Source organism: Enterobacter sp. LM3 (assembly GCF_046622475.1).
Lineage (GTDB): Bacteria > Pseudomonadota > Gammaproteobacteria > Enterobacterales > Enterobacteriaceae > Enterobacter > Enterobacter cloacae_P.
On the sequence record NZ_JBJURN010000010.1, the window covers coordinates 1 to 23368 of the forward strand.

General features: G+C 53.7%; 27 protein-coding genes and 1 tRNA gene. 11 read left to right on the forward strand and 17 right to left on the reverse strand.

The window, feature by feature from the left end; all coding sequences use genetic code 11:
- Positions 1-199: 199 nt before the first annotated feature.
- On the forward strand, positions 200-502 hold the full coding sequence (locus ACJ9N4_RS12410) for an adenylate cyclase (protein WP_182919281.1): 303 nt from the start codon (positions 200-202) through the stop codon (positions 500-502).
- Positions 503-783: 281 nt separating this feature from the next.
- Here the strand turns inward: ACJ9N4_RS12410 and ACJ9N4_RS12415 are convergent.
- From ACJ9N4_RS12415 to aspA, 6 genes are all read right to left on the reverse strand, one after another.
- Positions 784-859: transfer RNA gene (locus ACJ9N4_RS12415), tRNA-Phe, on the reverse strand.
- A gap of 173 nt (positions 860-1032) precedes the next feature.
- Positions 1033-1608, reverse strand: coding sequence for a transcriptional regulator (locus ACJ9N4_RS12420; RefSeq protein ID WP_182919282.1), 576 nt, complete (start codon positions 1606-1608; stop codon positions 1033-1035).
- Positions 1609-1656: 48 nt separating this feature from the next.
- Positions 1657-3366 (reverse strand): protein-disulfide reductase DsbD, encoded by a 1710-nt coding sequence (locus ACJ9N4_RS12425; protein ID WP_411500524.1) that lies wholly within the window; start codon positions 3364-3366, stop codon positions 1657-1659.
- A complete protein-coding gene (gene cutA, locus ACJ9N4_RS12430) occupies positions 3342-3665 on the reverse strand; it encodes a divalent cation tolerance protein CutA (RefSeq protein WP_182273458.1) in 324 nt (107 codons plus the stop codon). The genes ACJ9N4_RS12425 and cutA overlap by 25 nt, the downstream gene beginning before the upstream one ends.
- Before the next feature lie 113 nt (positions 3666-3778).
- Complete coding sequence (locus ACJ9N4_RS12435; protein ID WP_182273459.1) at positions 3779-5080, reverse strand: anaerobic C4-dicarboxylate transporter; 1302 nt, start codon at positions 5078-5080, stop codon at positions 3779-3781.
- 116 nt (positions 5081-5196) lie between these two features.
- Entirely contained in the window at positions 5197-6633 is a 1437-nt protein-coding gene (aspA, locus tag ACJ9N4_RS12440; protein ID WP_411500525.1) for an aspartate ammonia-lyase, read from the reverse strand.
- A gap of 335 nt (positions 6634-6968) precedes the next feature.
- Between aspA and ACJ9N4_RS12445 the strand changes: the two genes are divergently transcribed.
- Positions 6969-7433, forward strand: a complete 465-nt coding sequence (locus ACJ9N4_RS12445) for an FxsA family protein (protein WP_182274609.1) — start codon at positions 6969-6971, stop codon at positions 7431-7433.
- A gap of 45 nt (positions 7434-7478) precedes the next feature.
- Here ACJ9N4_RS12445 and yjeH read toward each other — a convergent pair whose 3' ends face one another.
- A complete protein-coding gene (gene yjeH / locus ACJ9N4_RS12450) occupies positions 7479-8717 on the reverse strand; it encodes an L-methionine/branched-chain amino acid transporter (RefSeq protein WP_182273461.1) in 1239 nt (412 codons plus the stop codon).
- A 178-nt stretch (positions 8718-8895) separates the two neighbouring features.
- Here yjeH and ACJ9N4_RS12455 point away from each other — a divergent pair, with 178 nt between their 5' ends.
- Positions 8896-9189 carry a co-chaperone GroES gene (locus ACJ9N4_RS12455; RefSeq protein WP_048971807.1) on the forward strand — a complete coding sequence of 98 codons (294 nt, stop codon included), beginning with the start codon at positions 8896-8898 and terminating at the stop codon, positions 9187-9189.
- A 31-nt stretch (positions 9190-9220) separates the two neighbouring features.
- Positions 9221-10864 (forward strand): chaperonin GroEL, encoded by a 1644-nt coding sequence (groL, locus tag ACJ9N4_RS12460; protein WP_182273462.1) that lies wholly within the window; start codon positions 9221-9223, stop codon positions 10862-10864.
- A gap of 63 nt (positions 10865-10927) precedes the next feature.
- Here the strand turns inward: groL and ACJ9N4_RS12465 are convergent, their stop codons facing one another.
- On the reverse strand, positions 10928-11389 hold the full coding sequence (locus ACJ9N4_RS12465) for a YjiG family protein (protein ID WP_182273463.1): 462 nt from the start codon (positions 11387-11389) through the stop codon (positions 10928-10930).
- A complete protein-coding gene (locus ACJ9N4_RS12470) occupies positions 11370-12047 on the reverse strand; it encodes a nucleoside recognition domain-containing protein (protein WP_182273464.1) in 678 nt (225 codons plus the stop codon). Before ACJ9N4_RS12470 ends, ACJ9N4_RS12465 begins: the two co-directional genes overlap by 20 nt.
- A 243-nt stretch (positions 12048-12290) precedes the next feature.
- On the opposite strand from ACJ9N4_RS12470, the gene ACJ9N4_RS12475 reads away from it, so the two are divergent.
- A complete protein-coding gene (locus ACJ9N4_RS12475; protein WP_182273465.1) occupies positions 12291-12644 on the forward strand; it encodes a DUF4156 domain-containing protein in 354 nt (117 codons plus the stop codon).
- Between the two features lie 42 nt (positions 12645-12686).
- On the opposite strand, the gene epmB is transcribed toward ACJ9N4_RS12475, so the two are convergent.
- Complete coding sequence (epmB, locus tag ACJ9N4_RS12480) at positions 12687-13715, reverse strand: EF-P beta-lysylation protein EpmB (protein ID WP_182273466.1); 1029 nt, start codon at positions 13713-13715, stop codon at positions 12687-12689.
- A gap of 40 nt (positions 13716-13755) precedes the next feature.
- Here epmB and efp point away from each other — a divergent pair, with 40 nt between their 5' ends.
- From efp to ecnB, 3 genes are all read left to right on the forward strand, one after another.
- Positions 13756-14322: an elongation factor P gene (gene efp, locus ACJ9N4_RS12485; protein ID WP_010427766.1), complete on the forward strand. Its 567-nt coding sequence runs from the start codon at positions 13756-13758 to the stop codon at positions 14320-14322.
- A gap of 58 nt (positions 14323-14380) precedes the next feature.
- Positions 14381-14512 (forward strand): entericidin A/B family lipoprotein, encoded by a 132-nt coding sequence (locus tag ACJ9N4_RS12490; protein ID WP_182919993.1) that lies wholly within the window; start codon positions 14381-14383, stop codon positions 14510-14512.
- Positions 14513-14620: 108 nt separating this feature from the next.
- Positions 14621-14767 (forward strand): lipoprotein toxin entericidin B, encoded by a 147-nt coding sequence (gene ecnB / locus ACJ9N4_RS12495; RefSeq protein ID WP_182273467.1) that lies wholly within the window; start codon positions 14621-14623, stop codon positions 14765-14767.
- 35 nt (positions 14768-14802) lie between these two features.
- Here the strand turns inward: ecnB and ACJ9N4_RS12500 are convergent, their stop codons facing one another.
- Positions 14803-15402, reverse strand: a complete 600-nt coding sequence (locus ACJ9N4_RS12500) for a helix-turn-helix transcriptional regulator (protein WP_182273468.1) — start codon at positions 15400-15402, stop codon at positions 14803-14805.
- A gap of 262 nt (positions 15403-15664) precedes the next feature.
- Here ACJ9N4_RS12500 and sugE point away from each other — a divergent pair, with 262 nt between their 5' ends.
- Entirely contained in the window at positions 15665-15982 is a 318-nt protein-coding gene (gene sugE / locus ACJ9N4_RS12505; protein ID WP_182273469.1) for a quaternary ammonium compound efflux SMR transporter SugE, read from the forward strand.
- Here sugE and ACJ9N4_RS12510 read toward each other — a convergent pair.
- Positions 15979-16509, reverse strand: a complete 531-nt coding sequence (locus ACJ9N4_RS12510; RefSeq protein WP_182273470.1) for a lipocalin family protein — start codon at positions 16507-16509, stop codon at positions 15979-15981. The two genes, sugE and ACJ9N4_RS12510, sit on opposite strands and share 4 nt — an antisense overlap.
- Before the next feature lie 94 nt (positions 16510-16603).
- Positions 16604-17749: a CMY2/MIR/ACT/EC family class C beta-lactamase gene (gene ampC, locus ACJ9N4_RS12515; protein WP_182919286.1), complete on the reverse strand. Its 1146-nt coding sequence runs from the start codon at positions 17747-17749 to the stop codon at positions 16604-16606.
- 132 nt (positions 17750-17881) lie between these two features.
- On the opposite strand from ampC, the gene ampR reads away from it, so the two are divergent.
- The gene (ampR, locus tag ACJ9N4_RS12520) at positions 17882-18757 is read left to right on the forward strand and encodes a LysR family transcriptional regulator AmpR (RefSeq protein WP_182273472.1); all 876 of its coding nucleotides are present in this window, start codon (positions 17882-17884) and stop codon (positions 18755-18757) included.
- Between the two features lie 29 nt (positions 18758-18786).
- On the opposite strand, the gene frdD is transcribed toward ampR, so the two are convergent.
- From frdD to frdA, 4 genes are read right to left on the reverse strand one after another with little or no spacing between them, the layout of a single operon-like run.
- Positions 18787-19146 carry a fumarate reductase subunit FrdD gene (gene frdD / locus ACJ9N4_RS12525; RefSeq protein WP_128312491.1) on the reverse strand — a complete coding sequence of 120 codons (360 nt, stop codon included), beginning with the start codon at positions 19144-19146 and terminating at the stop codon, positions 18787-18789.
- 10 nt (positions 19147-19156) lie between these two features.
- Positions 19157-19552 (reverse strand): fumarate reductase subunit FrdC, encoded by a 396-nt coding sequence (frdC, locus tag ACJ9N4_RS12530; RefSeq protein WP_182274611.1) that lies wholly within the window; start codon positions 19550-19552, stop codon positions 19157-19159.
- 10 nt (positions 19553-19562) lie between these two features.
- Entirely contained in the window at positions 19563-20297 is a 735-nt protein-coding gene (locus tag ACJ9N4_RS12535) for a succinate dehydrogenase/fumarate reductase iron-sulfur subunit (RefSeq protein ID WP_182273473.1), read from the reverse strand.
- The gene (gene frdA / locus ACJ9N4_RS12540; protein WP_182273474.1) at positions 20290-22080 is read right to left on the reverse strand and encodes a fumarate reductase (quinol) flavoprotein subunit; all 1791 of its coding nucleotides are present in this window, start codon (positions 22078-22080) and stop codon (positions 20290-20292) included. Before frdA ends, ACJ9N4_RS12535 begins: the two co-directional genes overlap by 8 nt.
- Positions 22081-22390: 310 nt before the next feature.
- On the opposite strand from frdA, the gene epmA reads away from it, so the two are divergent.
- The gene (gene epmA / locus ACJ9N4_RS12545; protein ID WP_182273475.1) at positions 22391-23368 is read left to right on the forward strand and encodes an elongation factor P--(R)-beta-lysine ligase; all 978 of its coding nucleotides are present in this window, start codon (positions 22391-22393) and stop codon (positions 23366-23368) included.

The window sequence follows — 23368 nt, forward strand, 5'->3', positions numbered from 1 at the left end:
GAAGAACCCCGTACCGGAAGGTGCGGGGTTTTTTGCTTTGCGTGTTTTAAAATGCCCGGCGGCGGTTGCACCTGACCCAGCCGACAGGATACCCCCACATAAAAGTGTGAAACTAAAATTGGCTTACATACAAAGTAATCCTGTAGAACTATAATTTCTGAGGTGGGGACTCATCAGCTACGAACAAAGGGGGGTGACAATGTCCCGCATCTACCAACTCATCACAGGTGTTGTTCTCGCAATGGTTCCTGTTGCAACGACTTTAGCCGCCAACGTCCATACAGTGACAGGAACAAAGGGGCAACCCAACCAGACAATTGGCACGTCTGTGACCGGCAGTGTTACACCCGGAAACGCCATCAATGCTCCGGGTTCTGCATTCAACCCCGATGGAAATGCGGGGTCCCATTATGCGGGTACTCAGCCGCAGAATTCTAAAAATTCCAATAGCGTATCTCAGTATGATGTCGCGGGTTTCCAGCAGTCACACAAAACAAATTGATAAGTATTGCTGAGCTACACTTTCTGCTGAAACGCAAAAACCCTGAGCTGATAACTCAGGGTTTTTATTTAATCGATCAATTTCAGGCCTGAGTTACGCTGTCTCTTCTGTGAACGTCGCTTCTGATGAACTGCTTTACGGATGTAGTCGGTTCTGGGCTGCTCATTTTGTACAACGGGAAGCGGACCTGGAGGAGAGATAAGGGCGGTAACTACTGGTAAGCCAACAAGTTGTTGGCTCAGAAAGCAAAAACCCGCCTTTTGGGCGGGTTCTTTAAATAGTGGTGCCCGGACTCGGAATCGAACCAAGGACACGGGGATTTTCAATCCCCTGCTCTACCGACTGAGCTATCCGGGCAACGGAGCGCATTAAACCGCAATCGAGCATGGCCGTCAACATTATTTCGGGAAAAACGGTTCAACTGCTTAAGTTTGCGGCAATTTGTCGGTTTGTGCGTCGAAATTGCATAAATCGTTCAGACCGAGCCCGTGTTAAGTGGTTCCTGATGATATCCGTTGCACGTCCCTGAATCAGGTCAGTGCGCCACCCATACGACACTGGGCAAAACGCAGTATGTCTTCAGCCAGACGGTGCGCGGTATCCACATCGGCCTGGCTACGGTTCACCAGCATGCGGCTCAGGCAACCTTCCAGCACCAGTTCCATCTGTTTCGCCACCATCGCCGGGTCATCCACTTCAAGCATGGTCAGCAGCTCGTGGGTAAAATCATGCGCCGCACGTTTTTGCTGATCTGCTAACTGGTGGATCGGATGGCTGGGGTCGGGGAAGAACGTACAGGCAGCGATAAAAAGGCAGCCCGGATAGCGGTTGTTGCTCACACATTCGGTCAGCGCGGTATAGCGTGCCAGCAGCTTTTGTTCCGCAGTCAGTTCTTCATTCAGCATCAACTGTCTGCGCCAGACATCAACCTGTTGGCTGAGATGGCGCAGGGCATCATAAAGCAGCGCTTCTTTATCGGGCCAGAAGCGCTTTAGCTCATTCAGAGGGTAATCGATACGGTCGGCTACCATCTCAAGCGTGGTGCTGGCGATCCCTTGAATCTCAAGTAATTGCAGGGCTTGTCCCAGTACGTCTTCACGTTGCACGGTTTTCTCCTCCGCTATTCCCAACGGTTGTCCCGTTTAAAGTGTTGTTTATGGTTGGTGATCGCGCAAATGTGCGCTGAATGCCGCCGCATCCATAAACCCGGTTACACGCTGCATCGACTGCTCTTCACCTTGTTCATTGAAGAATAAGATAGTGGGCAGCCCAAGCACATTAAGTTGCTTCAGCAGGGTCTTATCCTGCGCGCTGTTTGCTGTAACGTCCACCTGAAGCAGAACCGTTTCTTTCAGCGCGTTTTGCACCTGTGGGTCGCTAAAGGTGTATTTTTCAAACTCTTTACAGGCCACACACCAGTCAGCATAGAGATCGAGCATAACCGGTTTACCTTTAGCCTGCGCCAGGGCACTGTTAAGTTCGTCTACGTTCTTAATCTGCGTGAAGTTCAGGTGTGCCTGCGTTTGCGTAGCCGGAGCGCCAAATGCCCAGTCCTGAAGTGGGCGCACGCTCACCAGTGCAGCCGCGAGCAGCAGGATTTGCACCAGGCGCATCCACGGTTTTTTTGCCCCCAGGCTAACGATAAACGCCCAGGCAAAGAATGCGACGCCAAGCATCGCCCACAGACGAATGCCCCAGACGTCACCAATGATGCGCTCCAGCAGGAACACCGGCAGCGCCAGAATGACAAAACCAAACGCGGTTTTCACCGTCTCCATCCACGGGCCACTCTTCGGTAGCAGACGGTTACCAAACACCGTCATCATGATCAGCGGCAGACCCATGCCCAGTGCATACAGATACAACGTACCACCGCCAAGCCACATATTGCCGCTCTGAGCGATGTACAACAAGATAGCGCTGAGTGGTGCGGTTGTGCAGGGGGAGCAAATCAACCCGGCAATGGCACCCATCGCAAATACGCCACCTGCCGATCCGCCTTGCTGACGGTTGCTCATCAACGTTAAGCGGGTTTGCAGGGAGGAGGGCAACTGCAGGGTGAACAGACCAAACATCGACAGGGCCAGCAGAATAAACACAACTGACAGGCCGATGAGCACATAAGGGTGTTGCAGCGCTGCCTGGAACTGTAGCCCGGCAGCAGCGACCACGAGACCAAGTGCCGTGTAGGTCAATGCCATACCCTGCACGTAAATAAAGGCCAGCAGCAGCGCACGGGCGGTGGAAAGACGTTGCTTACCGCCAAGCACAATACCGGAAATCAGCGGGTACATTGGCAGTACACACGGCGTAAAGGCGATGCCAATGCCAATCAGTAAGGCCCAGAGTGCGGAGAAGGGGAGGTCTGAAGTGGTTTCGCCTTCTCCCCTCACACTGACCCTCTCCCCGGAGGGGCGCGGGGAAACGTCAGTGACAGTTTTCACTTCGCTCAGCGGAACAATCTTCGTTTCCGGTGGATAGCAGAAGCCAGCGTCGGCGCAGCCCTGATATGTGACGGTCAGCGTGGCTCCTTTCCCGGCCTGATTAACCGTGACGGGTACGCTTAAGTGCTGGCGATAAATTTCACTTTTGCCATAAAACTCGTCTTCATGCCACTCGCCTGCGGGCATCTGCAATGCACCCACGTTTGCCTGAGCCGGCGTGATGCTAACTTGCTTGCGATAGAGGTAATAGCCCTCTTTCACCTGCCATGTGAGGTTGAGGTCATGCTGGTTCTGTTGAAAGTCGAAAACGAATGCCTGGTCGGCAGGGATAAAATTCGAGCGGCCGGGTGTGTCAAACAACCCGGCAAAAACTGACGTGCTGCAGAGCAGCAGGATCAGCGTAAAGAAGCGTTGAGCCATGAGAGATAATCGTTATCGCCGTGGGCCACTGGCAGTACCAGCAGTTCCGGGGTTTGATAGGGATGATGAGATTTGAGGCAGTCCAGGAGCGCCTGCTGGTTTGTCAGATTGGTTTTTAGCAGCATCTGGACTTCGTATTCCTGCTCCAGTTTCCCTTCCCAGTAGTACAGGGAGGTGGCTCCTGGGAGGAGTGTAACGCAGGCTGCCAGTTTTTCGGCCAGCACTTTGGCGGCGAGATCCTGGGCAGAGGCTTCATCAGGGGCGGTACAAAGTACAACAACAGCATCAGGCGTGTTCACAGGTCGACCTCCTCATCACGAAAGTCTTCACTATATCACGCAAGGCGATTGCTCATTAATGAATCGGGCCGCAGAGCGGCCCGATTTTAACTATTTTTACAACTCCCCGGCGTTTACAGCACAACGCCGCCGATGATAAAGCCGAGAATGACGCAAAGGGTGATCGCGACGACGCCCGGGATCAGGAATGCGTGGTTAAACACGTACTTACCGATACGGGTAGAGCCGGTATCATCCATCTCAACCGCTGCCAGCAGGGTTGGGTAGGTTGGCAGCACGAACAGTGCAGAAACCGCTGCAAATGAGGCAATCGCCGTCAGAGGGGTCACACCCAGCATCAGTGCCGCAGGCATCAGCGCTTTGGTGGTGGCCGCCTGGGAGTAAAGCAGGGTGGCGGCAAAGAACAGTACCACAGCCAGCAGCCACGGGTAATTGTGCAGCAGGTCACCCGCAACGGTCTGGATATCGCTGATGTGTGCTTTCACGAAGGTATCACCGAGCCAGGCTACGCCCAGTACGCACACGCAGGCGCTCATACCGGATTTGAAGGTGCTGGCATTCAGCACTTCACTGGTGTCGATTTTACAGGTGATGCTGATAAGTGTTGCGATCGTCAGCATGAACACCACGATTGCTTCGTTACGTGGCAGTACCGGGTTCTGGATCAGACCCACGGTGTCACTGATGGCGGTCGCGTAGAACATCACCGCGACAATACCGATCAGGAACAGCAGCACGGAACGTTTTGCGTGTGGCTTCAGCTTGAAGACCTGGCTGCCACGCAGTTTCACTTCACCTTTTGCCAGACGTTCCTGGTAAACCGGATCGTCTTTCAACTCAGCGCCGAGGAAGTTGCACAGCACGGCAGTGATCATGACGGCAATCAGCGTCACCGGAATACAGATTGCCAGCAGCGTCAGGTAGCTCACACCCATCGGTTCGAGGATACCGGCGAAGAAGACCACGGCGGCAGAAATGGGTGATGCGGTGATCGCAATCTGGGACGCGACCACGGCGATAGAGAGCGGACGAGATGGGCGAATACCCTGCTCTTTCGCCACTTCAGTGATCACCGGCAGCGTAGAGAACGCGGTGTGGCCAGTACCGGCGAGAATGGTCATAAACCAGGTCACCAGCGGGGCAAGGAAAGTGATGTATTTTGGATGGCGGCGCAACATACGCTCCGCCAGGCTCACCAGGTAGTCCATACCGCCTGCCACCTGCATGGCTGCGATAGCGGCAATGACCGCCATGATGATTTCGATGACGTCAAAAGGAATTGCGCCGGGTTTGATTTGAAAGATAAGGGTAAGAACGAGCACCCCGAGACCACCAGCAAAACCGATGCCGATACCCCCGAGTCTTGCTCCCAAATAAATCGCCAACAAGACGATGACGAGTTCTGCTCCAAACATAAGGACCTGCCTTGTTTATTAACAAGTTGATATTGAATTGTTGTATTTTGGTAACGCCTAAAAAGAAAAAAGGCACGTCACAAGTGACGTGCCTTTCGCAAGCTTAGCCTGAACTGTTACTGTTCGCTTTCATCGGTATAACGTTTCGCTTTATAGGCCGGGTGCATCAGGTTTTGCGCCGAGAAAATATCGTCCAGCTCGGCTTCGGTCAACAGCCCACGCTCCAGTACCACTTCACGCACGCTCTTACCGGTTTCGGCACAAATCTTACCGACGATGTCGCCGTTATGGTGGCCGATGAACGGGTTGAGATAGGTGACGATCCCGATGGAGTTATACACATAGCCTTCACACACGGATTTGTTCGCGGTAATGCCGTTAATGCATTTTTCCAGCAGGTTGTAGCAGGCATTAGTCAGGATGTGGATAGATTCAAACATCGCCTGGCCAATGACGGGCTCCATCACGTTCAGCTGCAGCTGACCCGCTTCAGAGGCCATTGTCACGGTGGTGTCGTTACCGATGACTTTAAAGCAGACCTGGTTCACGACTTCTGGCACCACCGGGTTAACTTTCGCTGGCATGATGGACGAACCCGCCTGCAGTTCTGGCAGGTTGATTTCGTTCAGGCCAGCGCGTGGGCCGGAGGAGAGCAGGCGCAGGTCGTTACAGATTTTGGACAGTTTCACCGCCAGACGTTTCAGGGCGCTGTGTACCATGACGTATGCGCCGCAGTCAGAGGTGGCTTCAATCAGGTCTTCAGCAGGCGTAACCGGCAGGTTAGAGACTTCAGCCAGTTTCTGTACGGCCAGTTGCTGATAGCCATCCGGCGTATTCAGTCGTGTGCCGATGGCGGTTGCCCCCAGGTTCACTTCCAGCAGCAGCTCGGAGGTGCGCAGCAGGTTTTTGGTCTCTTCGTTCAGCAGAACGTTAAACGCGTGGAACTCCTGGCCGAGGGTCATTGGCACCGCATCCTGCAGCTGGGTACGACCCATTTTCAGGATATCCTGGAACTCAACCGCTTTATGCTGGAAGCCATCGCCCAGTTGATTAATCGCGTCGACCAGTTTCACCACAGAGGCATACACTGCGATGCGGAAGCCGGTTGGGTAGGCATCGTTGGTAGACTGACATTTGTTAACGTGGTCGTTCGGGTTCAGGTACTGGTATTCACCTTTCTGGTGACCCATCAGCTCCAGGCCAATGTTTGCCAGCACTTCGTTAGTATTCATGTTGACGGAGGTACCCGCGCCGCCCTGATAGACGTCAACCGGGAACTGATCCATGCATTTTCCATTGTTCAGCACTTCATCGCACGCGGCGATAATCGCATTTGCAGCGCTTTTTGGAATGGTTTGCAGCTCTTTGTTTGCCAGTGCTGCCGCTTTCTTCACCATAACCATGCCACGTACAAATTCAGGGATGTCACTGATTTTGCTATTGCTGATGTAGAAGTTTTCAATCGCTCTCAGAGTGTGAACACCATAGTAGGCATCCGCTGGAACTTCCCTGGTACCCAACAAATCTTCTTCGATACGAATGTTGTTTAACATGTGAACCTTCTTTTCAAGCTGCCGATGGATTGTACTAAACACACAGTATATATGTGGTTTTGAATATTTTCTGACCGACGATTATTCCCTCAATCAGCCAGATGCTCGAGATCATATGCTGATGATAGCGAATTGCCGTAAGCTGGATCACTTATTATCGTCTCGAATGCATGATAATTATTAATCTGTGAAATGAGTCACCGCTTTAATATTTCCAGAAAAAATATCCGTGCAAACCGATTGAATTTTGGCTAACCGTCTCCATCTCTTACAGACGCGTTTCGCGAACACATTCAGACAGGGGCCAGATGGCACCTGCCATACAGGAGATGCCAGTGCGCTGGGTACCGTTTATTGCTTTCTTTCTCTATGTTTACATTGAGATTTCAATTTTCATCCAGGTTGCCCATGTGTTGGGTGTCCTGCTGACACTGATTCTGGTGATCTTCACCTCTGTCATCGGCGTGTCGCTGGTGCGCAACCAGGGTTTCAAAAATTTCCTGTTAATGCAGCAAAAGATGGCTGCAGGCGAAAGCCCGGCTGCCGAGATGATCAAAAGCGTGTCGCTGATTATTGCGGGCCTGCTGCTGATCCTGCCGGGGTTCTTTACTGACTTCCTCGGTCTGTTGCTGCTGTTGCCGCCGGTGCAAAAGCACCTGACCATGAAGTTGCTGCCACACCTGCGTTTCAGCCGCATGCCGGGTGGTGGGTTCAGTACAGGGCCAGGGGATACGTTTGAAGGGGAGTATCAGCGTAAGGACGAGCAGAACGACCGTTTAGATCACAAAGACGATCGTTAAGCTGATTTTGCCCGGTGGCGTTGCACCTGCCGGGCCTACAACACCTTAAACCACACTGCGCTTCGGTAAGAACAGCCACAGTCCCGTCAGCATAATAATGGCGTACAAACTCTTCCATCCCACCATCGCCAGCAGTAGCAGACACAGCACACCCCCTATGACTGCCAGCGCTTTAAAACGCCCCTTTAGCAGACGACAGCCCGCCAGCATGCACAGCAGATAGATCATGATGAAGATGCCGTTGGCGTAGACAATCAGCGCATCCAGATTGATGTTCAGCCCGTAAATACACAGCGTGCTCAGCACGCAGCAGCCGAGTACGGTATTCAATGCATTTAACGGGAGCTGACGTTTTGACAGGCGAGCAAGGCGGCTTTGCGGTTTATATTGCGCCTGAGACCACACCAGACGGGCAAAGCTCTGAATATAGATATTGAGGCTGGCAAAACAGGCCAGATAGCCGATGACGCAGGCGACCCATAGTGCTTTCACGCCAAACAGCGCAACCACGATGCCCGGCAGCGATGCGGCGGCGGCTTTATCCGCCCCGAACGCGTTGAAGTGCAACACCAGCACGGTACAGGCCCAGTAAACCGTGCCTGCCAGCAGCAGGCCAATCATCAAGGCTCGGGGAAAATCACGTTCCGGCTGCTTAAACTCGGATGCCAGGTGAGCGAACGCTTCCAGACCGACAAAACACCAGAACATTACCGAAAGTGCGGCGAACAGCTGGGAATGATCGACATCCGTGATAGCCGGGAAAGGGATCTCTGCCAGGGAGATATCGCCCGCCCACCAGATGGCGGCAATGAGTGCGACGATCAGCACCGCGACCAGCGTTTGCAGGTTGGCGCTGGAACTGGCTCCGCGTGAGCCGACCCACCAGACAATTGCCAGCGTGCCCAGTTCGGCCAGCAGCAGTTGTTCGTTATGCCAGCCGAAGAGTGCCTGCCCAAAGCCCGTCGCGATATGCAATGCCGCAGGCAGGCCGACCGGGATCACAGAAAGAAATAGCCAGCCGGTAACGCGTTCCAGACGCGGGCCAAATGCCATGCCGACAAAGTGTGCAACACCGCCTGCGCTGGGAAAATGTCGCCCGAGCACGGCAAAGACAATCGCTACCGGAAACACCAGCACAATCAGTACCGGCCATGCCCACAGGCTGTTATTTCCGGCCACCAGTGCCGCCAGCGCGGGTACTGCAAACACGCCCGTGCCTAACAAGGAGGTTGAGAGCAGGCCAATGCCCTGTGCCAGCCCCAACTCCTGCTTGAGTCCACTCATTTACATCGTCCTGCCACCATCAAAAGAGAAGCGATGGTAACACTTTCGCAAATTTTTTTTCGACTCCCCCTTGAAGGGGGAAAAAGCTATCCCCATCTCTCAGAGCACTAGCCGGAAAACCGCATGCGGATCGGCGTCATCCATAACTGATAAAGACTTTCTCAAAGGAGAGCTATCAATGAGTATTCGTCCGTTACATGATCGTGTGATCGTCAAACGTAAAGAAGTTGAAACCAAGTCTGCTGGCGGCATCGTTCTGACCGGTTCTGCAGCAGCCAAATCAACGCGTGGCGAAATCATCGCTGTCGGTAAGGGCCGCATTCTGGAAAACGGAACTGTGCAGCCACTGGACGTTAAAGTTGGTGACATCGTCATTTTCAACGATGGCTACGGCGTGAAATCCGAGAAGATCGACAATGAAGACGTGTTGATCATGTCCGAGAGCGACATTCTGGCAATTGTTGAAGCGTAATTTACGCACGAGAATTTGAGGAAATAAGAACATGGCAGCTAAAGACGTAAAATTCGGTAACGACGCTCGTGTAAAAATGCTCCGCGGCGTAAACGTACTGGCAGACGCAGTTAAAGTAACCCTGGGCCCGAAAGGCCGTAACGTAGTGCTGGACAAATCCTTCGGCGCGCCAACCATCACGAAAGATGGTGTTTCTGTAGCACGTGAAATCGAGCTGGAAGACAAGTTCGAAAACATGGGCGCGCAGATGGTGAAAGAAGTGGCCTCTAAAGCGAACGACGCTGCAGGCGACGGTACCACCACCGCGACCGTGCTGGCTCAGGCTATCATCACCGAAGGTCTGAAAGCCGTTGCTGCGGGCATGAACCCAATGGATCTGAAACGTGGTATCGACAAAGCTGTCGCGTCCGCTGTTGAAGAACTGAAAGCGCTGTCCGTACCGTGCTCTGACTCTAAAGCCATTGCTCAGGTAGGTACCATCTCCGCTAACTCCGACGAAACCGTAGGTAAACTGATCGCGGAAGCGATGGATAAAGTCGGTAAAGAAGGCGTGATCACCGTTGAAGACGGTACCGGTCTGGAAGACGAACTGGACGTGGTTGAAGGTATGCAGTTCGACCGCGGTTACCTGTCCCCATACTTCATCAACAAGCCAGAAACTGGCGCTGTTGAGCTGGAAAGCCCGTTCATCCTGCTGGCTGACAAGAAAATCTCCAACATCCGCGAAATGCTGCCAGTGCTGGAAGCCGTTGCGAAAGCAGGCAAACCGCTGGTTATCATTGCTGAAGACGTTGAAGGCGAAGCGCTGGCGACCCTGGTGGTTAACACCATGCGTGGCATCGTGAAAGTGGCTGCGGTTAAAGCACCTGGCTTCGGCGACCGCCGTAAAGCGATGCTGCAGGATATCGCTACCCTGACCGGCGGTACCGTCATCTCTGAAGAGATCGGTATGGAGCTGGAAAAAGCGACCCTGGAAGACCTGGGCCAGGCTAAACGTGTTGTGATCAACAAAGACACCACCACCATCATCGATGGCGTGGGCGACGAAGCGGCGATTCAGGGCCGTGTTGGTCAGATCCGTAAGCAGATCGAAGAAGCCACTTCCGATTACGACCGTGAAAAACTGCAGGAGCGCGTAGCGAAACTGGCAGGCGGTGTTGCGGTAATCAAAGTCGGTGCTGCGACTGAAGTTGAAATGAAAGAGAAAAAAGCACGCGTTGACGATGCCCTGCACGCGACCCGTGCTGCGGTAGAAGAAGGCGTGGTTGCTGGTGGTGGTGTGGCGCTGGTGCGTGTTGCCGCGAAACTGTCCGGCCTGACTGCTCAGAACGAAGATCAGAACGTGGGTATCAAAGTTGCGCTGCGCGCAATGGAAGCTCCACTGCGTCAGATCGTGTCCAACGCCGGTGAAGAGCCATCTGTTGTGACCAACAACGTGAAAGCAGGCGAAGGTAACTACGGTTACAACGCAGCAACTGAAGAATACGGCAACATGATCGACTTCGGTATCCTGGATCCAACCAAAGTGACCCGTTCTGCTCTGCAGTACGCGGCATCTGTCGCTGGCCTGATGATCACCACCGAGTGCATGGTGACCGACCTGCCTAAAGGCGACGCACCTGACTTAGGTGCTGCAGGCATGGGTGGCATGGGCGGTATGGGCGGCATGATGTAATCATGTTGTTCTGCGTCTTGCGGAAATAAAGAAGCCCCCGGCAGAAATGCCGGGGGCTTTCTTTTAGAAGAGTAATTGCATCACCCAAAGTGAAAGCAGGGCGTTAATCACGCAGATAGTAATGATGTGTGGATAGTATTTAGGGTTCACGCCTGCAGTGCCGAGGCAACGGCCAGTGTTTTGCACTGGATTACCCATCAAATAAATCGCAGGCAGGAGAATAGTCGCATCATGGCCGTTAAGCGTACTGGTGGCAACCAGGCTCGCACAGACGCCGACGCCACCTCCCATGCTCATGACTGCTGCCAGCAGAACGGTAGCGGCTTCGCCGGGCAATCCCCAAATCGCCATAATGGGGGCGCACACCTTGCCGACAATATCCAAAAGCCCCGTAACTTTCAGTGCCTGAATAATGACAAAGGCCATCACGACGTTAGGCAGCAGGCTGGTGGTGGCAATGGTAAACCCACGGCGGGCTCCATCGATAAACATATCCATGATGTTTTTACGCACGAGTGCTGTCACTTTGTGGCTCCTTTAGCTGTCGGTTTTCAATCCGGGCAATCCACAGGCGTAAAAAATTGGCACCGATAAACTTAAAAATAAGGATAACGACCAGGGGAGTAATCACCGGAACCGTGATACTGGTAAACAGCGCAGCACCTGATGAGAAGTAATTGGTAATAATGGCGCTGCCGCTGGTCTGGAAGGTGGCGAAAATAGCCCTCTCCCTGTCGGTGATCGTGCCGTCATCCGCCATTTCTTTCGTCATCCCGGCAGCGGCATCGGTGTTTTGCAGGTTGGCGATCAGCGCCAGAGAGCAAATACCAGGGATACCCAGCAGGGGTTTGAGGATCGGCGTCATCAGCTGTTGTGCTGCGCGAAGACCGCCCAACCCTTCGGTTACGGCAATAATACCCAGAGATAAAATGACCGATGGGGCGAGCTCTAAGGCAAAAAGAAAGCCATCCTTTGCACCTGTGCCACCAATACCGCGAAAAGAGGCGGGGGTTGCCGCGACCCCATTGACCTGACCAAACGTGCCGTTCAGTACGGTAAAATCAAACACTCGCCACCATTCGGTGGTTTTCGAGAACAAACCGGAAAAGAAAATAATGGTGATAATGAAAACGAGATACCCCGACCATGTTACTTTTCTCTGGCTGTGGGGGGGATTGCTCATGTTGCCTCCTTATGAATTTATCCCTGGGGCGCAGGAAAATACGCCAATGGAGTGCTACTTAGAGCAAAAAAAGCCGTAAAAGACGATACCGATACGGCTATTATCAGAATCTATTTAGGGACGTAACGCTTTCTCGCGGGGATGTCGCAGATAATGACCGGTGGTTTTTCTTTTGGTCATCTTTTTAGTATAAGATTTACACACGGACAACTACTGTCCAGCTTATTGAAAACGAGGAATAACATGCGCGTAAAAGTCTGTGCAGGGATCGTAGGGGCAGCATTGCTGCTGGCGGGTTGTAGCTCCAGCAATGAGCTGTCGGCCGCGGGTCAGGGTGTTCGCTTTGTGGAAGATAAGCCGGGCAGCGAATGCCAGTTTTTAGGCACGGCAAGCGGTGAGCAAAGCAACTGGATGTCGGGCCAACACGGCGAAGAAGGTGGCTCTATGCGTGGTGCGGCAAACGCCCTGCGTAACCAGGCTGCGGCAATGGGTGGTAACGTGATTTACGGTGTGAGCAGCCCAACGCAGGGTATGCTGTCCAGCTTCGTGCCAACGGCCAGCCAGATGAATGGCCAGGTGTATAAGTGCCCGAACTGATTGTCTTTTTCCCTCTCCCCTGTGGGGAGAGGGTGAGGGAAACTAGCTCTGCCGCAGTTGCAAATCCAGTGGTGTCTTACTCGGCTCACCGCCAATTTCACGTGCCAGCTTTGGCACCATATAGCCAGAAACCAGCGTTAACAGTTCGCGCATAATCTGCCGGGCTTCTTCATCCGTGACCATGAAATGCGCCGCACCCTGCACGCGATCCAGCACGTGCAGGTAATAAGGCATCACACCCGCATCAAACAAGGCATTGCTCAGGTTGGCCAGCACGTGGGCACTATCATTCACACCGCGCAGCAACACGCTCTGGTTCAACAGCGTCACACCCGCTTTACGCAGACGCGCCATTGCGGAACGGAACGCTTCGTCGATTTCGTTCGCGTGGTTGATATGGTTTACCAGCAGTACCTGCAAACGAGACTGTTCAACGCGCGACACCAGCCCGTCAGTAATACGTGCCGGGATCACGACCGGCAGGCGGCTGTGAATACGCAGGCGTTTAATGTGCGGGATAGCTTCAAGCTGGGTCAGCAACCAGTCCAGCTCATGATCTTTTGCCATCAGCGGATCGCCACCGGAAAAAATAATCTCATCCAGCTCTGAATGGGCCGCAATGTAATCCAGCGCAACCTGCCAGTTGCGTTTATTGCCCTGATTTTCGGCGTACGGGAAGTGTCGACGGAAGCAATAACGACAATTTACCGCACAACCGCCTTTCACCAGCAGCAGCGCGCGGTTGAGGTATTTGTGCAGTAAACCGGGCACCACGCTGTTCTGCTCTTCCAGCGGATCGGTGCTGTAACCCGGTGCAGTCACAAACTCATCCTGTGAGGTAAGTGTTTGTTTTAATAGCGGGTCATCAGGATTGCCTTTCTCCATGCGGGCAACAAATGCGCGGGGAACGCGCAGGGCAAAGAGCCGCTTCGCCTCACGGCCTGCAAGCAACTCTTGATGCTGATCGAGGTCTAAAAGACGCAGCAATTCATCAGGACTGGTGATTACATCGGCAAGTTGCGATAACCAATCTTCTCTGGACGGGGTGTTTAGGGTTACAATATGCGCCATTTTGTGGCTTAGCTACCAGTTAACAAATTTAGAGGGCCTTATGGCAACGTACTATAGCAACGATTTTCGTGCTGGTCTTAAAATCATGATGGACGGCGAACCGTATGCGGTTGAAGCCAGCGAATTCGTTAAACCAGGTAAAGGCCAGGCATTCGCACGCGTTAAGCTGCGCCGCCTGCTGACTGGCACCCGTGTTGAGAAAACCTTCAAGTCTACTGACTCTGCTGAAGGCGCTGATGTTGTTGATATGAACCTGACCTATCTGTACAACGACGGTGAGTTCTATCATTTCATGAACAACTCAACTTTCGAACAGCTGTCTGCTGATGAGAAAGCAGTAGGCGACAGCGCTAAATGGCTGCTGGATCAGGCTGAGTGCATCGTGACCCTGTGGAACGGCCAGCCTATCGCTGTGACCCCACCAAACTTCGTAGAGCTGGAAATCGTTGAAACCGATCCAGGCCTGAAAGGTGACACCGCAGGTACCGGCGGTAAGCCAGCCAAACTGTCTACCGGTGCAGTGGTTAAAGTTCCACTGTTCGTACAGACTGGCGAAGTGATCAAAGTGGATACCCGCTCCGGCGAATACGTGTCCCGCGTGAAGTAATTCATGTAAATGACGTAAGGCGCAGTGTCCGCTGCGCCTGATTTTTCAGGCAGGGATGATGAAACGTACCGTTAAAATTCTGCTTCTGTTAGCGCTTTCTGGCGCACTCCTTTCTGGCTGTAATACTGCCCGTGGCGTCGGTGAAGATGTCCAGGATCTGGGGCATATCATCTCTCACGCCGCCAGCTGATTACGTCCAATTTTCTGAAAACCGTATTCCTTTCCGTCAACTAACGGGATTTTGTCTATCCTTAAATGGCTATACACAACATCACGTTGGCGATAAAAGGACGACATTATGGTTAAAAAGACAATTGCAGCGATCTTTTCTGTTCTGGTGCTTTCATCAGTTTTAACCGCCTGTAATACCGCGCGTGGCGTCGGTCAGGATATTTCTGAAGGTGGTAGCGCAATCTCTGGTGCGGCAACCAAAGCTCAGCAGTAATCATAAACGGTACGGGACTAACGGGTGCCGTACCGTCAGCTTTCTGCTTCCTGCAGAGCTAAAAACGGTGAGAAACGCGTATCCATATGCAGCTTCATGCGGATATTCCGTTTATAGGTATACACCGTTTTTCCATTGATACTCAGGTGGCTGGCAATTTTCTGATTGCTTGCGCCGTCCATCCACAATGTCAGCACCTTCTCCTCCTGGCGGGTCAGCAGAGGGGCGGCAACTTGCGGTATTTCAAAGCTTGCACAGGATGTTAAGGCGTCGTTGATCACCACAGCCAGCTCCTCAAGGTCGGCGTTTTTCAACAACGAAGACCATACCGGGAACTGTGCCAGGTATCCCGCCATTTCCTGTTCTTCACCCGACTGCAGTAAAATAAAGGGTAACGTTTTACTGGCATGCAGCAGAGAAGAGAGTTGCTGAAAATGATGAAGATCCTGCCGGAAACCGTGCAGATCGGCGATAACCAGCGTCGGTTTCCATTGCAGGATGTGCTCTCTGGCGAGGATGAGGTTATTCAGCCCGGTCACGACGAAATGGCCAGGGAATAAACCGGAATGATTGAGCCACGCTTCAAACCCTGCGCGGGTGAAGTGACACCGGTCAATCAAAAGAATTTTGAACATATTGTATTCGCAGTCGGCTAGTGGTTTGGCTTCCTGCCATCAGAAAGCACACCATCATAGGGAAGTCGGATGAGTGGTAAATGCCGGAACTACGCGGCATACTGAGGCTATTTCTTGCCTTAACCCGTTCAGCACAAAAGTATTGAAAAAAAATCGCACGCTAACCAAAATATGCGGCGTAATCTCTGCCTTACGGGACGACCCGTAAGCGCTTTACTCACCGGGGACGGCCCCAACTTACCTTTAAGTTAAGGAGCCTGATATGTCCTGGATTATTCTTGTTATTGCCGGTCTGCTCGAAGTGGTATGGGCGATAGGCCTGAAGTACACCCACGGTTTTACCCGCCTGACACCCAGCGTGATTACTCTTACTGCAATGATTGTGAGCATTGTCCTGCTGTCGTGGGCTATGCGCTCCCTGCCAGTGGGGACGGCTTATGCCGTCTGGACGGGAATTGGTGCCGTAGGCGCAGCCATCACCGGCATTCTGCTGCTGGGGGAGTCAGCGAGTCTGGCGCGCATCGCCAGCCTCGCCCTGATTGTGGCGGGTATTATTGGGCTGAAGCTCAGCGCACATTAATGCGGCTGTTCAACCCAGATAAGTTTTGAGACATCAAAACCTTGCCGGGTCGCGACGTCCAGCATCTGCTGTTTCATTTCTGGTGAAAGGGTCGGGGTGCGGGAGAGTATCCACAGATAATCGCGATCCGGCCCGCAAACCAGCGCATGGCGGTATTCTCTGTCGAGCGCTATCACGTTATATCCGCCGTAGAACGGGCCAAAGAATGAGACTTTCAGCGCGGCCCGGTGCGGGTCGCCGGTAAAGTACGCCTGACCAATTGACTGCTGCCATATCCCCCGTTCCGGGTTGTAACCACGGTTGATGACCTGAATACCGCCATCATCCATTGGGCTGTAATTGGCTGTGACTTTCTCTAAGCCCCGTTCGAACCGATGATCAAAACGGGCGATTTCATACCATGTGCCGAGGAACCGTTGCGCGTCGAAATTACTGACGACGGTGACACCGGGAGGCGGAGTAGGGGAACTGCAGGCAACCACTAAAAACGCGGCTGTCACTGCGGCGATAACAGGCAGAATGCGCATAGTTGTTTCCTTACTGTTTTTTGTTAAGTGTAGATTACAGCAAGGAAAATGTAGGGGGTTTTGCCGGGTAAGCATAGCGCCACCCGGCAATGTTTTACTGCAGAGAACTTAAGATACGGTAAGCCGCTTCAACGCGCGCCGGATTTGGGTAGCTCTTATTCGCCAGCATCACGATGCCGAGCTGCTTTTCCGGAATAAAGGCCACATAGCTGCCGAACCCGCCCGTCGACCCCGTTTTATGTACCCAGGAGGCTTTCACAGCAGGTGCTGCCGGGTGAATTTCCACGGCAGGCAGTGGAGCCAGTGCCACGTTATTGTCGCTGCCATTAACAACGGTTTTGGCATCTACCGGCCAGTTGAGCATCTCCCAGCCGAGTCCCTGATACATTGCACCGACTCGCCAGTAGCGCGACTGTGCAAGAGCGATCCCTTGTTTCAGGGAAGTATCTGATACGGCATCAGATGACATATTGGCCATCACCCAGCGCGCCATATCTTTAATGCTGGTTTTAACGCCATAAGCTTCGGCGTCCAGCATTCCCGGCGAAACGTGAACCGCTTTACCGTCACGATATCCCCACGCGTAGTGCTGTTCTTCTGCTTCTGGAACATGAATCCAGGTATGCGTGAGCTTCAGGGGTTTAAAGACCCGCTCAGTCATCGCCTGTTCAAAGTTCATGCCGGAAGGTTTAACCGCCAGTGCGCCAAACAGACCGATGCTGGCGTTCGCATAAAGGCGGGTTGTGCCCGGTTTCCACTGTGGCTGCCAGGACTGGTAAAAGCGCAGCAGCGACGCATTGTCAGTAACCTCATCCGGTACCTGCAACGGCAGGCCACCGGCGGTATAGGTCGCCAGATCCAGCAGGCGAATGTCCTGCCACTGCTTGCCCGTCAGTTCAGGCCAGTATTTTGTTACCGGATCGGTCAGCGAAATCTCACCGCGGGCAATCGCATCACCACCCAGCACGCCAGTGAAGGTTTTGCTGACTGAACCTAATTCGAATAAGGTCTGTGCTGTGACGGGCTTGTTTGCCGCGACATCGGCTTTACCAAAGGTGAAATAGTAAGGTTTACCCTGATAAATCACCGCGACGGCCATCCCTGGAATGGCCTGCGCTTTCATCAGGGGGGTAACGGTTTGTTCAACGGTGTCAGCAAGCTGTTTTTCTGACAGGGTTGCCGCCAGGGCGGAACACGAGAGGCCGAGCAGAAGCGCACAGCAAAGGGTTTTTTTCATCATCAGATATCTTCCGTAATAGCGAGTCAATGGGGATGTCCTGGCCGTCAGACAAGCGTAGTCTGTTGGATTTGACTGTGTCTGACAAACGGTTAAATTTAGCATTAGCTGTTAATTTTTCTAACGGAAAGACCGATGACACGTAGCTATCTCCCTCTCAATTCGCTTCGGGCCTTCGAGGCCGCCGCAAGACATCTCAGTTTTACTAATGCTGCAATCGAGCTGAATGTGACCCATTCTGCTATCAGCCAGCACGTTAAGACGCTGGAGCACCACCTTAACTGCCAGCTGTTTGTTCGCGTTTCGCGTGGGCTGATGCTGACCACGGAAGGGGAGAATTTGCTGCCGGTACTGAACGATTCGTTCGATCGTATTGCCGGTATGCTGGATCGTTTTGCCAGCCACCGGGCTCAGGAGAAGCTGAAAATTGGCGTTGTGGGGACTTTTGCCACGGGGGTTTTATTCTCGCAGCTTGATGATTTTCGCCGCTGTTATCCGCATATCGACCTGCAGCTTTCCACTCATAACAACCGTGTCGACCCGGCAGCCGAAGGGCTTGATTACACAATCCGTTACGGCGGAGGGGCGTGGCACGGCACGGAGGCTACGTTTCTTTGCCATGCGCCGCTGGCTCCGCTTTGTTCACCTGACATTGCCGTGGGGCTACACACCCCGGCCGACATCCTGAAATTTACTCTGTTGCGCTCCTATCGGCGTGACGAGTGGTCAGCGTGGATGCAGGCTGCGGGAGAACATCCACCGTCACCAACGCATCGGGTGATGGTATTTGATTCGTCTGTCACCATGCTGGAAGCGGCACAGACAGGTGTGGGGGTAGCCATCGCACCTGTCAGTATGTTTACCCATCTGTTGAATAGCGAGCGCATTGTACAGCCGTTTGCGACGCAGATTGATCTGGGCAGTTACTGGCTGACAAGGCTGCAGTCACGGGCAGAAACGCCTGCAATGCGCGAGTTTACACAGTGGCTGGTGGGGAAAATGCAGAAATGACAGGCCCGCCGGAGGGCGGGCCTGGTGAATCAGATGGTGATCACAGCAATCAGCGTTACCACGGTCAGGATAGTTGCCAGACCGTAGAACACCCATTTACCGCTTGGCACATGGATTTTCAGGTCATGCATCGCGTGGTGAATGCGGTGCAGGCCACACCACAGCGGCAGGACGATCATCAGGAAGATGAACACACGGCCAATAAAGCTGCCCGCAAACGCCAGCACGCGCTCATAGCTCAGCGCATCTCCCGGGAACAGCCCCAGCGGCAGCATAATGCCGACCAGCAGGATGATTACCGGTGCAATGATGGCACTCCACATGCCGCCTGCGCCAAACAGACCCCAGAAGACTGGCTCATCAGAACGTTTTGGATTTGGATTGATCACAGTAGTCTCCTTACCAGAACAGTGCGACAAACAGAATGACCACGGTGGCAATGGCCGTCACTGCCCAAAGCCCTTTAATGACCGGCTCTGGTCCCATTTTCTCGCCTTTAACGATGATGTTCGCCGCTTTGGGTGCCAGTTCAAACCAGGTTTTGGTATGAAGCAGCGCCGCCGCGAGGACGATCAGGTTCAGGATCACAATGACAGGGTTTTGCAGGAACCCGACAAAACTGGCCCAGGTTTCAGGGCCATGTTTGAGGGCAAACACACCGTACATCAGCTCAAGGCTGAACCAGACCGCGGGCACTGCAGTGCCCTCACGCAGCATATAGAAGCGATAAAACGGCAGTTTCTTCCACCAGGTGGACGGCATTGGCCGCACATAGGCTTTGCGTTTAGTCGTCATCATGCACTCCTTAGCGTGGTTTCAGGGTTGCGATAAGAAAGTCTTTCGAGCTTTCCACTTTACCCTGCTGAATAGCGGCGGCCGGGTCGACGTGCTTCGGACATACTTCGGAGCAGAAACCCACAAAGGTGCAGCTCCAGACGCCGTTCTGGCTGTTAAGCTGCGCCATACGTTCTTTTTTACCGTGGTCGCGGCTGTCCTCGTTGTAACGGTGCGCCAGAGTAATAGCGGCCGGGCCGATGAACTCAGGGTTCAGACCAAACTGTGGACAGGCGGCGTAACACAGGCCGCAGTTGATGCAGCCGGAGAACTGATGGTATTTCGCCATCTGTGCAGGCGTCTGGGTATTTGGCCCCTGATCCGGCGTGCGCGGGTTGCCAATGATGTACGGCTTAATGGCTTCCAGGCTTTCGATAAAGTGGGTCATATCGACCACCAGATCGCGCTCGATCGGGAAGTTGCCTAGTGCTTCAACCTTGATGCCCTTGGTGTATTCACGCAGGAAGGTTTTGCAGGCAAGCTTAGGCACTTTGTTGACCATCATGCCGCAGGAGCCGCAGATTGCCATACGGCAGGACCAGCGGTAGCTCAGGTCTGGTGCCAGGTTGTCTTTAATGTAACCGAGCGCATCCAGCAGAGAGGTTTGCTCGTCATAAGGGACTTCATAGAAAGCGCTGTGCGGTGCGGAGTCCACTTCCGGGTTGTAGCGCACCACTTCAACTTTCAGTTTTTGCATCTCAGCCATTCGCCGTCTCCTTCTTCTCGGCTGCTTCTGCTTCTGCACCGTACACGCGTTTAGCCGGTGGCAGCGTGGTGATCTTCACGTCGCTGTAGTCCAGGCGAGTCGTGCCATCCGCGTCGCGCCAGGCGAGGGTGTGTTTCAGGAAATTGACGTCATCACGTTCGGTGCAACCTTCATCCAGACGCTGGTGCGCCCCGCGCGACTCTTTACGTGCCAGGGCAGAGTGCGCCATACATTCCGCTACGTTCAGGCCGTGACCCAGTTCGATGGTATAAAGCAGGTCGGTATTGAACACGCTGGAAGTATCGGTGATGCGCACGCGTTTGAAGCGTTCCTGCAGTTCCGCCAGTTTGTCGACGGTTTTTTGCATCAACTCTGGTGTACGGTAGATACCACAGCCTTCTTCCATCGACATGCCCATCTCGTCGCGGATTTTCGACCAGTTTTCGTTACCTTCCTGATTGACCAGATCTTTCAGACGTTTTTCGACGTCTGCGACCTGGGCATCCAGCGCGGCGCTGTTGGCTTCGCCCACGGTTGCTGCACGCTCCATTGCGCGTTCACCCGCCATGCGGCCAAAGACGACCAGCTCGGCCAGTGAGTTAGACCCCAGACGGTTTGCGCCGTGCAGGCCGACAGAGGAACACTCGCCCACGGCGAACAATCCTTTGATGCGCGTTTCACACTGCTGGTCGGTTTCGATACCGCCCATCGTGTAGTGCGCGGTTGGACGCACCGGAATCGGCTCTTTCACCGGATCGACACCCACGTAAGCTTTCGCCAGTTCGCAGATGAACGGCAGACGCTCCAGCAGTTTCTTCTCGCCCAGGTGGCGCAGGTCAAGATAGACCACATCGCCGCGTGGCGTAGAAATGGTGTTGCCTTTACGCCACTCGTGCCAGAAGGCCTGAGAGACTTTGTCGCGTGGGCCGAGTTCCATGTATTTGTTTTTCGGCTCGCCGAGCGGGGTTTCCGGGCCCATGCCGTAATCCTGCAGGTAGCGGTAGCCATTTTTGTTGACCAGAATACCGCCTTCACCGCGGCAGCCTTCCGTCATCAGAATGCCAGAGCCCGGCAGGCCGGTTGGGTGGTACTGCACGAATTCCATATCGCGCAGCGGCACGCCGTGGCTCAGCGCCATGCCCATGCCGTCACCGGTGACGATACCGCCGTTGGTGTTATAGCGGTAAACACGACCCGCGCCACCCGTTGCCATCACCACCGCATTGGCGCGGATCTGGACAAGGGTGCCTTCCATCATGTTCATCGCGACCAGACCACGCGCCTGGCCGTCATCAACCAGAATGTCGAGAACGAAATGTTCGTCAAAGCGTTGGATCTGGGGGAACTGAAGGGATGTCTGGAACAGGGTGTGCAGCATGTGGAAGCCGGTCTTATCGGCGGCAAACCAGGTGCGTTCAATTTTCATCCCGCCAAAACGGCGAACGTTGACGCTGCCGTCCGGGCGGCGACTCCACGGGCATCCCCACTGTTCAAGCTGGGTCATTTCCGTTGGACAATGATGCACGAAGTAGTCAACGACATCCTGTTCGCAAAGCCAGTCGCCCCCTGCAACCGTGTCGTGGAAATGGTATTCGAAGCTGTCATGATCCTGCGCAACGGCGGCGGATCCTCCCTCTGCGGCAACCGTGTGGCTGCGCATCGGGTAGACTTTTGAAATCAGTGCGATTTTAGCGTTCGGATTAGCTTGTGCTGCAGCAATCGCAGCACGTAATCCAGCACCGCCAGCGCCTATTACGGCAAGATCGGCTTGAAAAGTTTGCACGACATTCCTCCAGATTTTTGTTATTTCGCAATGCGATGAACTAAAGGTAGTTCAACTGTCCGAAGAGACGATTGCGAAAGCGTTTCCACTGCTCCTTTATGGGTAAAACAGTATAACCGTGTGGATGTGAGGGAAATTTGACGTGTTCGATTTTTTTGCTGTTCTGTGCGGTGATTTATCATTGCGATTGATGGAATGGGTCACATAATTTTTCCCCTAAATGAAATCGCACCTTTAGCTGTGCAAAATTTGTCTCTGTCCCCGCTAACGAGTAGACTTCGTGCCCTTGTCTGAAATCGGAGAAAAACTCATGAGCGAAACGGCCACCTGGCAGCCGAGCGCATCCATCCCTAACCTGTTAAAACGCGCTGCAATTATGGCGGAGATCCGTCGTTTCTTTGCCGATCGCGGAGTCCTGGAGGTGGAAACGCCGTGCATGAGTCAGGCAACGGTAACGGATATTCATCTGGTCCCGTTTGAAACCCGTTTTGTTGGTCCTGGTCACTCCCAGGGGATGAATCTGTATCTGATGACCAGCCCGGAATACCACATGAAGCGCCTGCTGGCAGCGGGTTGTGGCCCGGTGTATCAGCTGTGCCGCAGCTTCCGTAATGAAGAGATGGGGCGTCACCATAATCCGGAATTCACCATGCTGGAGTGGTACCGTCCGCATTACGATATGTACCGCCTGATGAACGAGGTGGACGACCTGCTGCAGCAGGTACTGGATTGCTCAGAAGCGGAAACGCTTTCATATCAGCAGGCGTTCCAGCGTTATCTTGAAATCGATCCGCTATCTGCGGACAAAACCCAGCTGCGCGAAGTGGCGGCAAAACTGGATCTGAGCAACGTGGCGGATACGGAAGAAGACCGCGATACGCTGCTGCAGTTACTGTTCACTTTTGGCGTTGAACCGCAGATTGGCAAAGACAGGCCGGCTTTTGTTTATCACTTCCCGGCAAGCCAGGCCTCGCTGGCGCAGATTAGCACGGAAGATCACCGCGTGGCGGAGCGTTTTGAGGTCTATTACAAAGGCATTGAGCTGGCGAACGGTTTCCATGAGCTGACCGACGCGCGCGAACAACAGCAGCGCTTTGAGCAGGATAACCGCAAGCGTGGCGCGCGGGGGTTACCGCAGCAGCCGATCGACACTAACCTGCTTGACGCCTTACAGGCTGGTCTGCCGGATTGCTCCGGCGTGGCGCTGGGCGTTGACCGTCTGGTGATGCTGGCGCTGGGTGCGGAACAGCTGGGCGATGTGATTGCGTTTACGGTTGACCGCGCTTAA

What these genes read in the sequence shown, in the direction of transcription:
- ACJ9N4_RS12410 (WP_182919281.1), top strand. Translation starts at nt 200, where the DNA reads ATGTCCCGCATCTACCAACTCATCACAGGTGTTGTTCTCGCAATGGTT.
- ACJ9N4_RS12425 (WP_411500524.1), bottom strand. Translation starts at nt 3,366, where the DNA reads ATGGCTCAACGCTTCTTTACGCTGATCCTGCTGCTCTGCAGCACGTCA.
- ACJ9N4_RS12435 (WP_182273459.1), bottom strand. Translation starts at nt 5,080, where the DNA reads ATGTTTGGAGCAGAACTCGTCATCGTCTTGTTGGCGATTTATTTGGGA.
- aspA (WP_411500525.1), bottom strand. Translation starts at nt 6,633, where the DNA reads ATGTTAAACAACATTCGTATCGAAGAAGATTTGTTGGGTACCAGGGAA.
- yjeH (WP_182273461.1), bottom strand. Translation starts at nt 8,717, where the DNA reads ATGAGTGGACTCAAGCAGGAGTTGGGGCTGGCACAGGGCATTGGCCTG.
- ACJ9N4_RS12455 (WP_048971807.1), top strand. Translation starts at nt 8,896, where the DNA reads ATGAGTATTCGTCCGTTACATGATCGTGTGATCGTCAAACGTAAAGAA.
- groL (WP_182273462.1), top strand. Translation starts at nt 9,221, where the DNA reads ATGGCAGCTAAAGACGTAAAATTCGGTAACGACGCTCGTGTAAAAATG.
- ACJ9N4_RS12470 (WP_182273464.1), bottom strand. Translation starts at nt 12,047, where the DNA reads ATGAGCAATCCCCCCCACAGCCAGAGAAAAGTAACATGGTCGGGGTAT.
- ACJ9N4_RS12475 (WP_182273465.1), top strand. Translation starts at nt 12,291, where the DNA reads ATGCGCGTAAAAGTCTGTGCAGGGATCGTAGGGGCAGCATTGCTGCTG.
- epmB (WP_182273466.1), bottom strand. Translation starts at nt 13,715, where the DNA reads ATGGCGCATATTGTAACCCTAAACACCCCGTCCAGAGAAGATTGGTTA.
- efp (WP_010427766.1), top strand. Translation starts at nt 13,756, where the DNA reads ATGGCAACGTACTATAGCAACGATTTTCGTGCTGGTCTTAAAATCATG.
- ACJ9N4_RS12490 (WP_182919993.1), top strand. Translation starts at nt 14,381, where the DNA reads ATGAAACGTACCGTTAAAATTCTGCTTCTGTTAGCGCTTTCTGGCGCA.
- ecnB (WP_182273467.1), top strand. Translation starts at nt 14,621, where the DNA reads ATGGTTAAAAAGACAATTGCAGCGATCTTTTCTGTTCTGGTGCTTTCA.
- ACJ9N4_RS12500 (WP_182273468.1), bottom strand. Translation starts at nt 15,402, where the DNA reads ATGTTCAAAATTCTTTTGATTGACCGGTGTCACTTCACCCGCGCAGGG.
- sugE (WP_182273469.1), top strand. Translation starts at nt 15,665, where the DNA reads ATGTCCTGGATTATTCTTGTTATTGCCGGTCTGCTCGAAGTGGTATGG.
- ACJ9N4_RS12510 (WP_182273470.1), bottom strand. Translation starts at nt 16,509, where the DNA reads ATGCGCATTCTGCCTGTTATCGCCGCAGTGACAGCCGCGTTTTTAGTG.
- ampC (WP_182919286.1), bottom strand. Translation starts at nt 17,749, where the DNA reads ATGATGAAAAAAACCCTTTGCTGTGCGCTTCTGCTCGGCCTCTCGTGT.
- ampR (WP_182273472.1), top strand. Translation starts at nt 17,882, where the DNA reads ATGACACGTAGCTATCTCCCTCTCAATTCGCTTCGGGCCTTCGAGGCC.
- frdC (WP_182274611.1), bottom strand. Translation starts at nt 19,552, where the DNA reads ATGACGACTAAACGCAAAGCCTATGTGCGGCCAATGCCGTCCACCTGG.
- ACJ9N4_RS12535 (WP_182273473.1), bottom strand. Translation starts at nt 20,297, where the DNA reads ATGGCTGAGATGCAAAAACTGAAAGTTGAAGTGGTGCGCTACAACCCG.
- epmA (WP_182273475.1), top strand. Translation starts at nt 22,391, where the DNA reads ATGAGCGAAACGGCCACCTGGCAGCCGAGCGCATCCATCCCTAACCTG.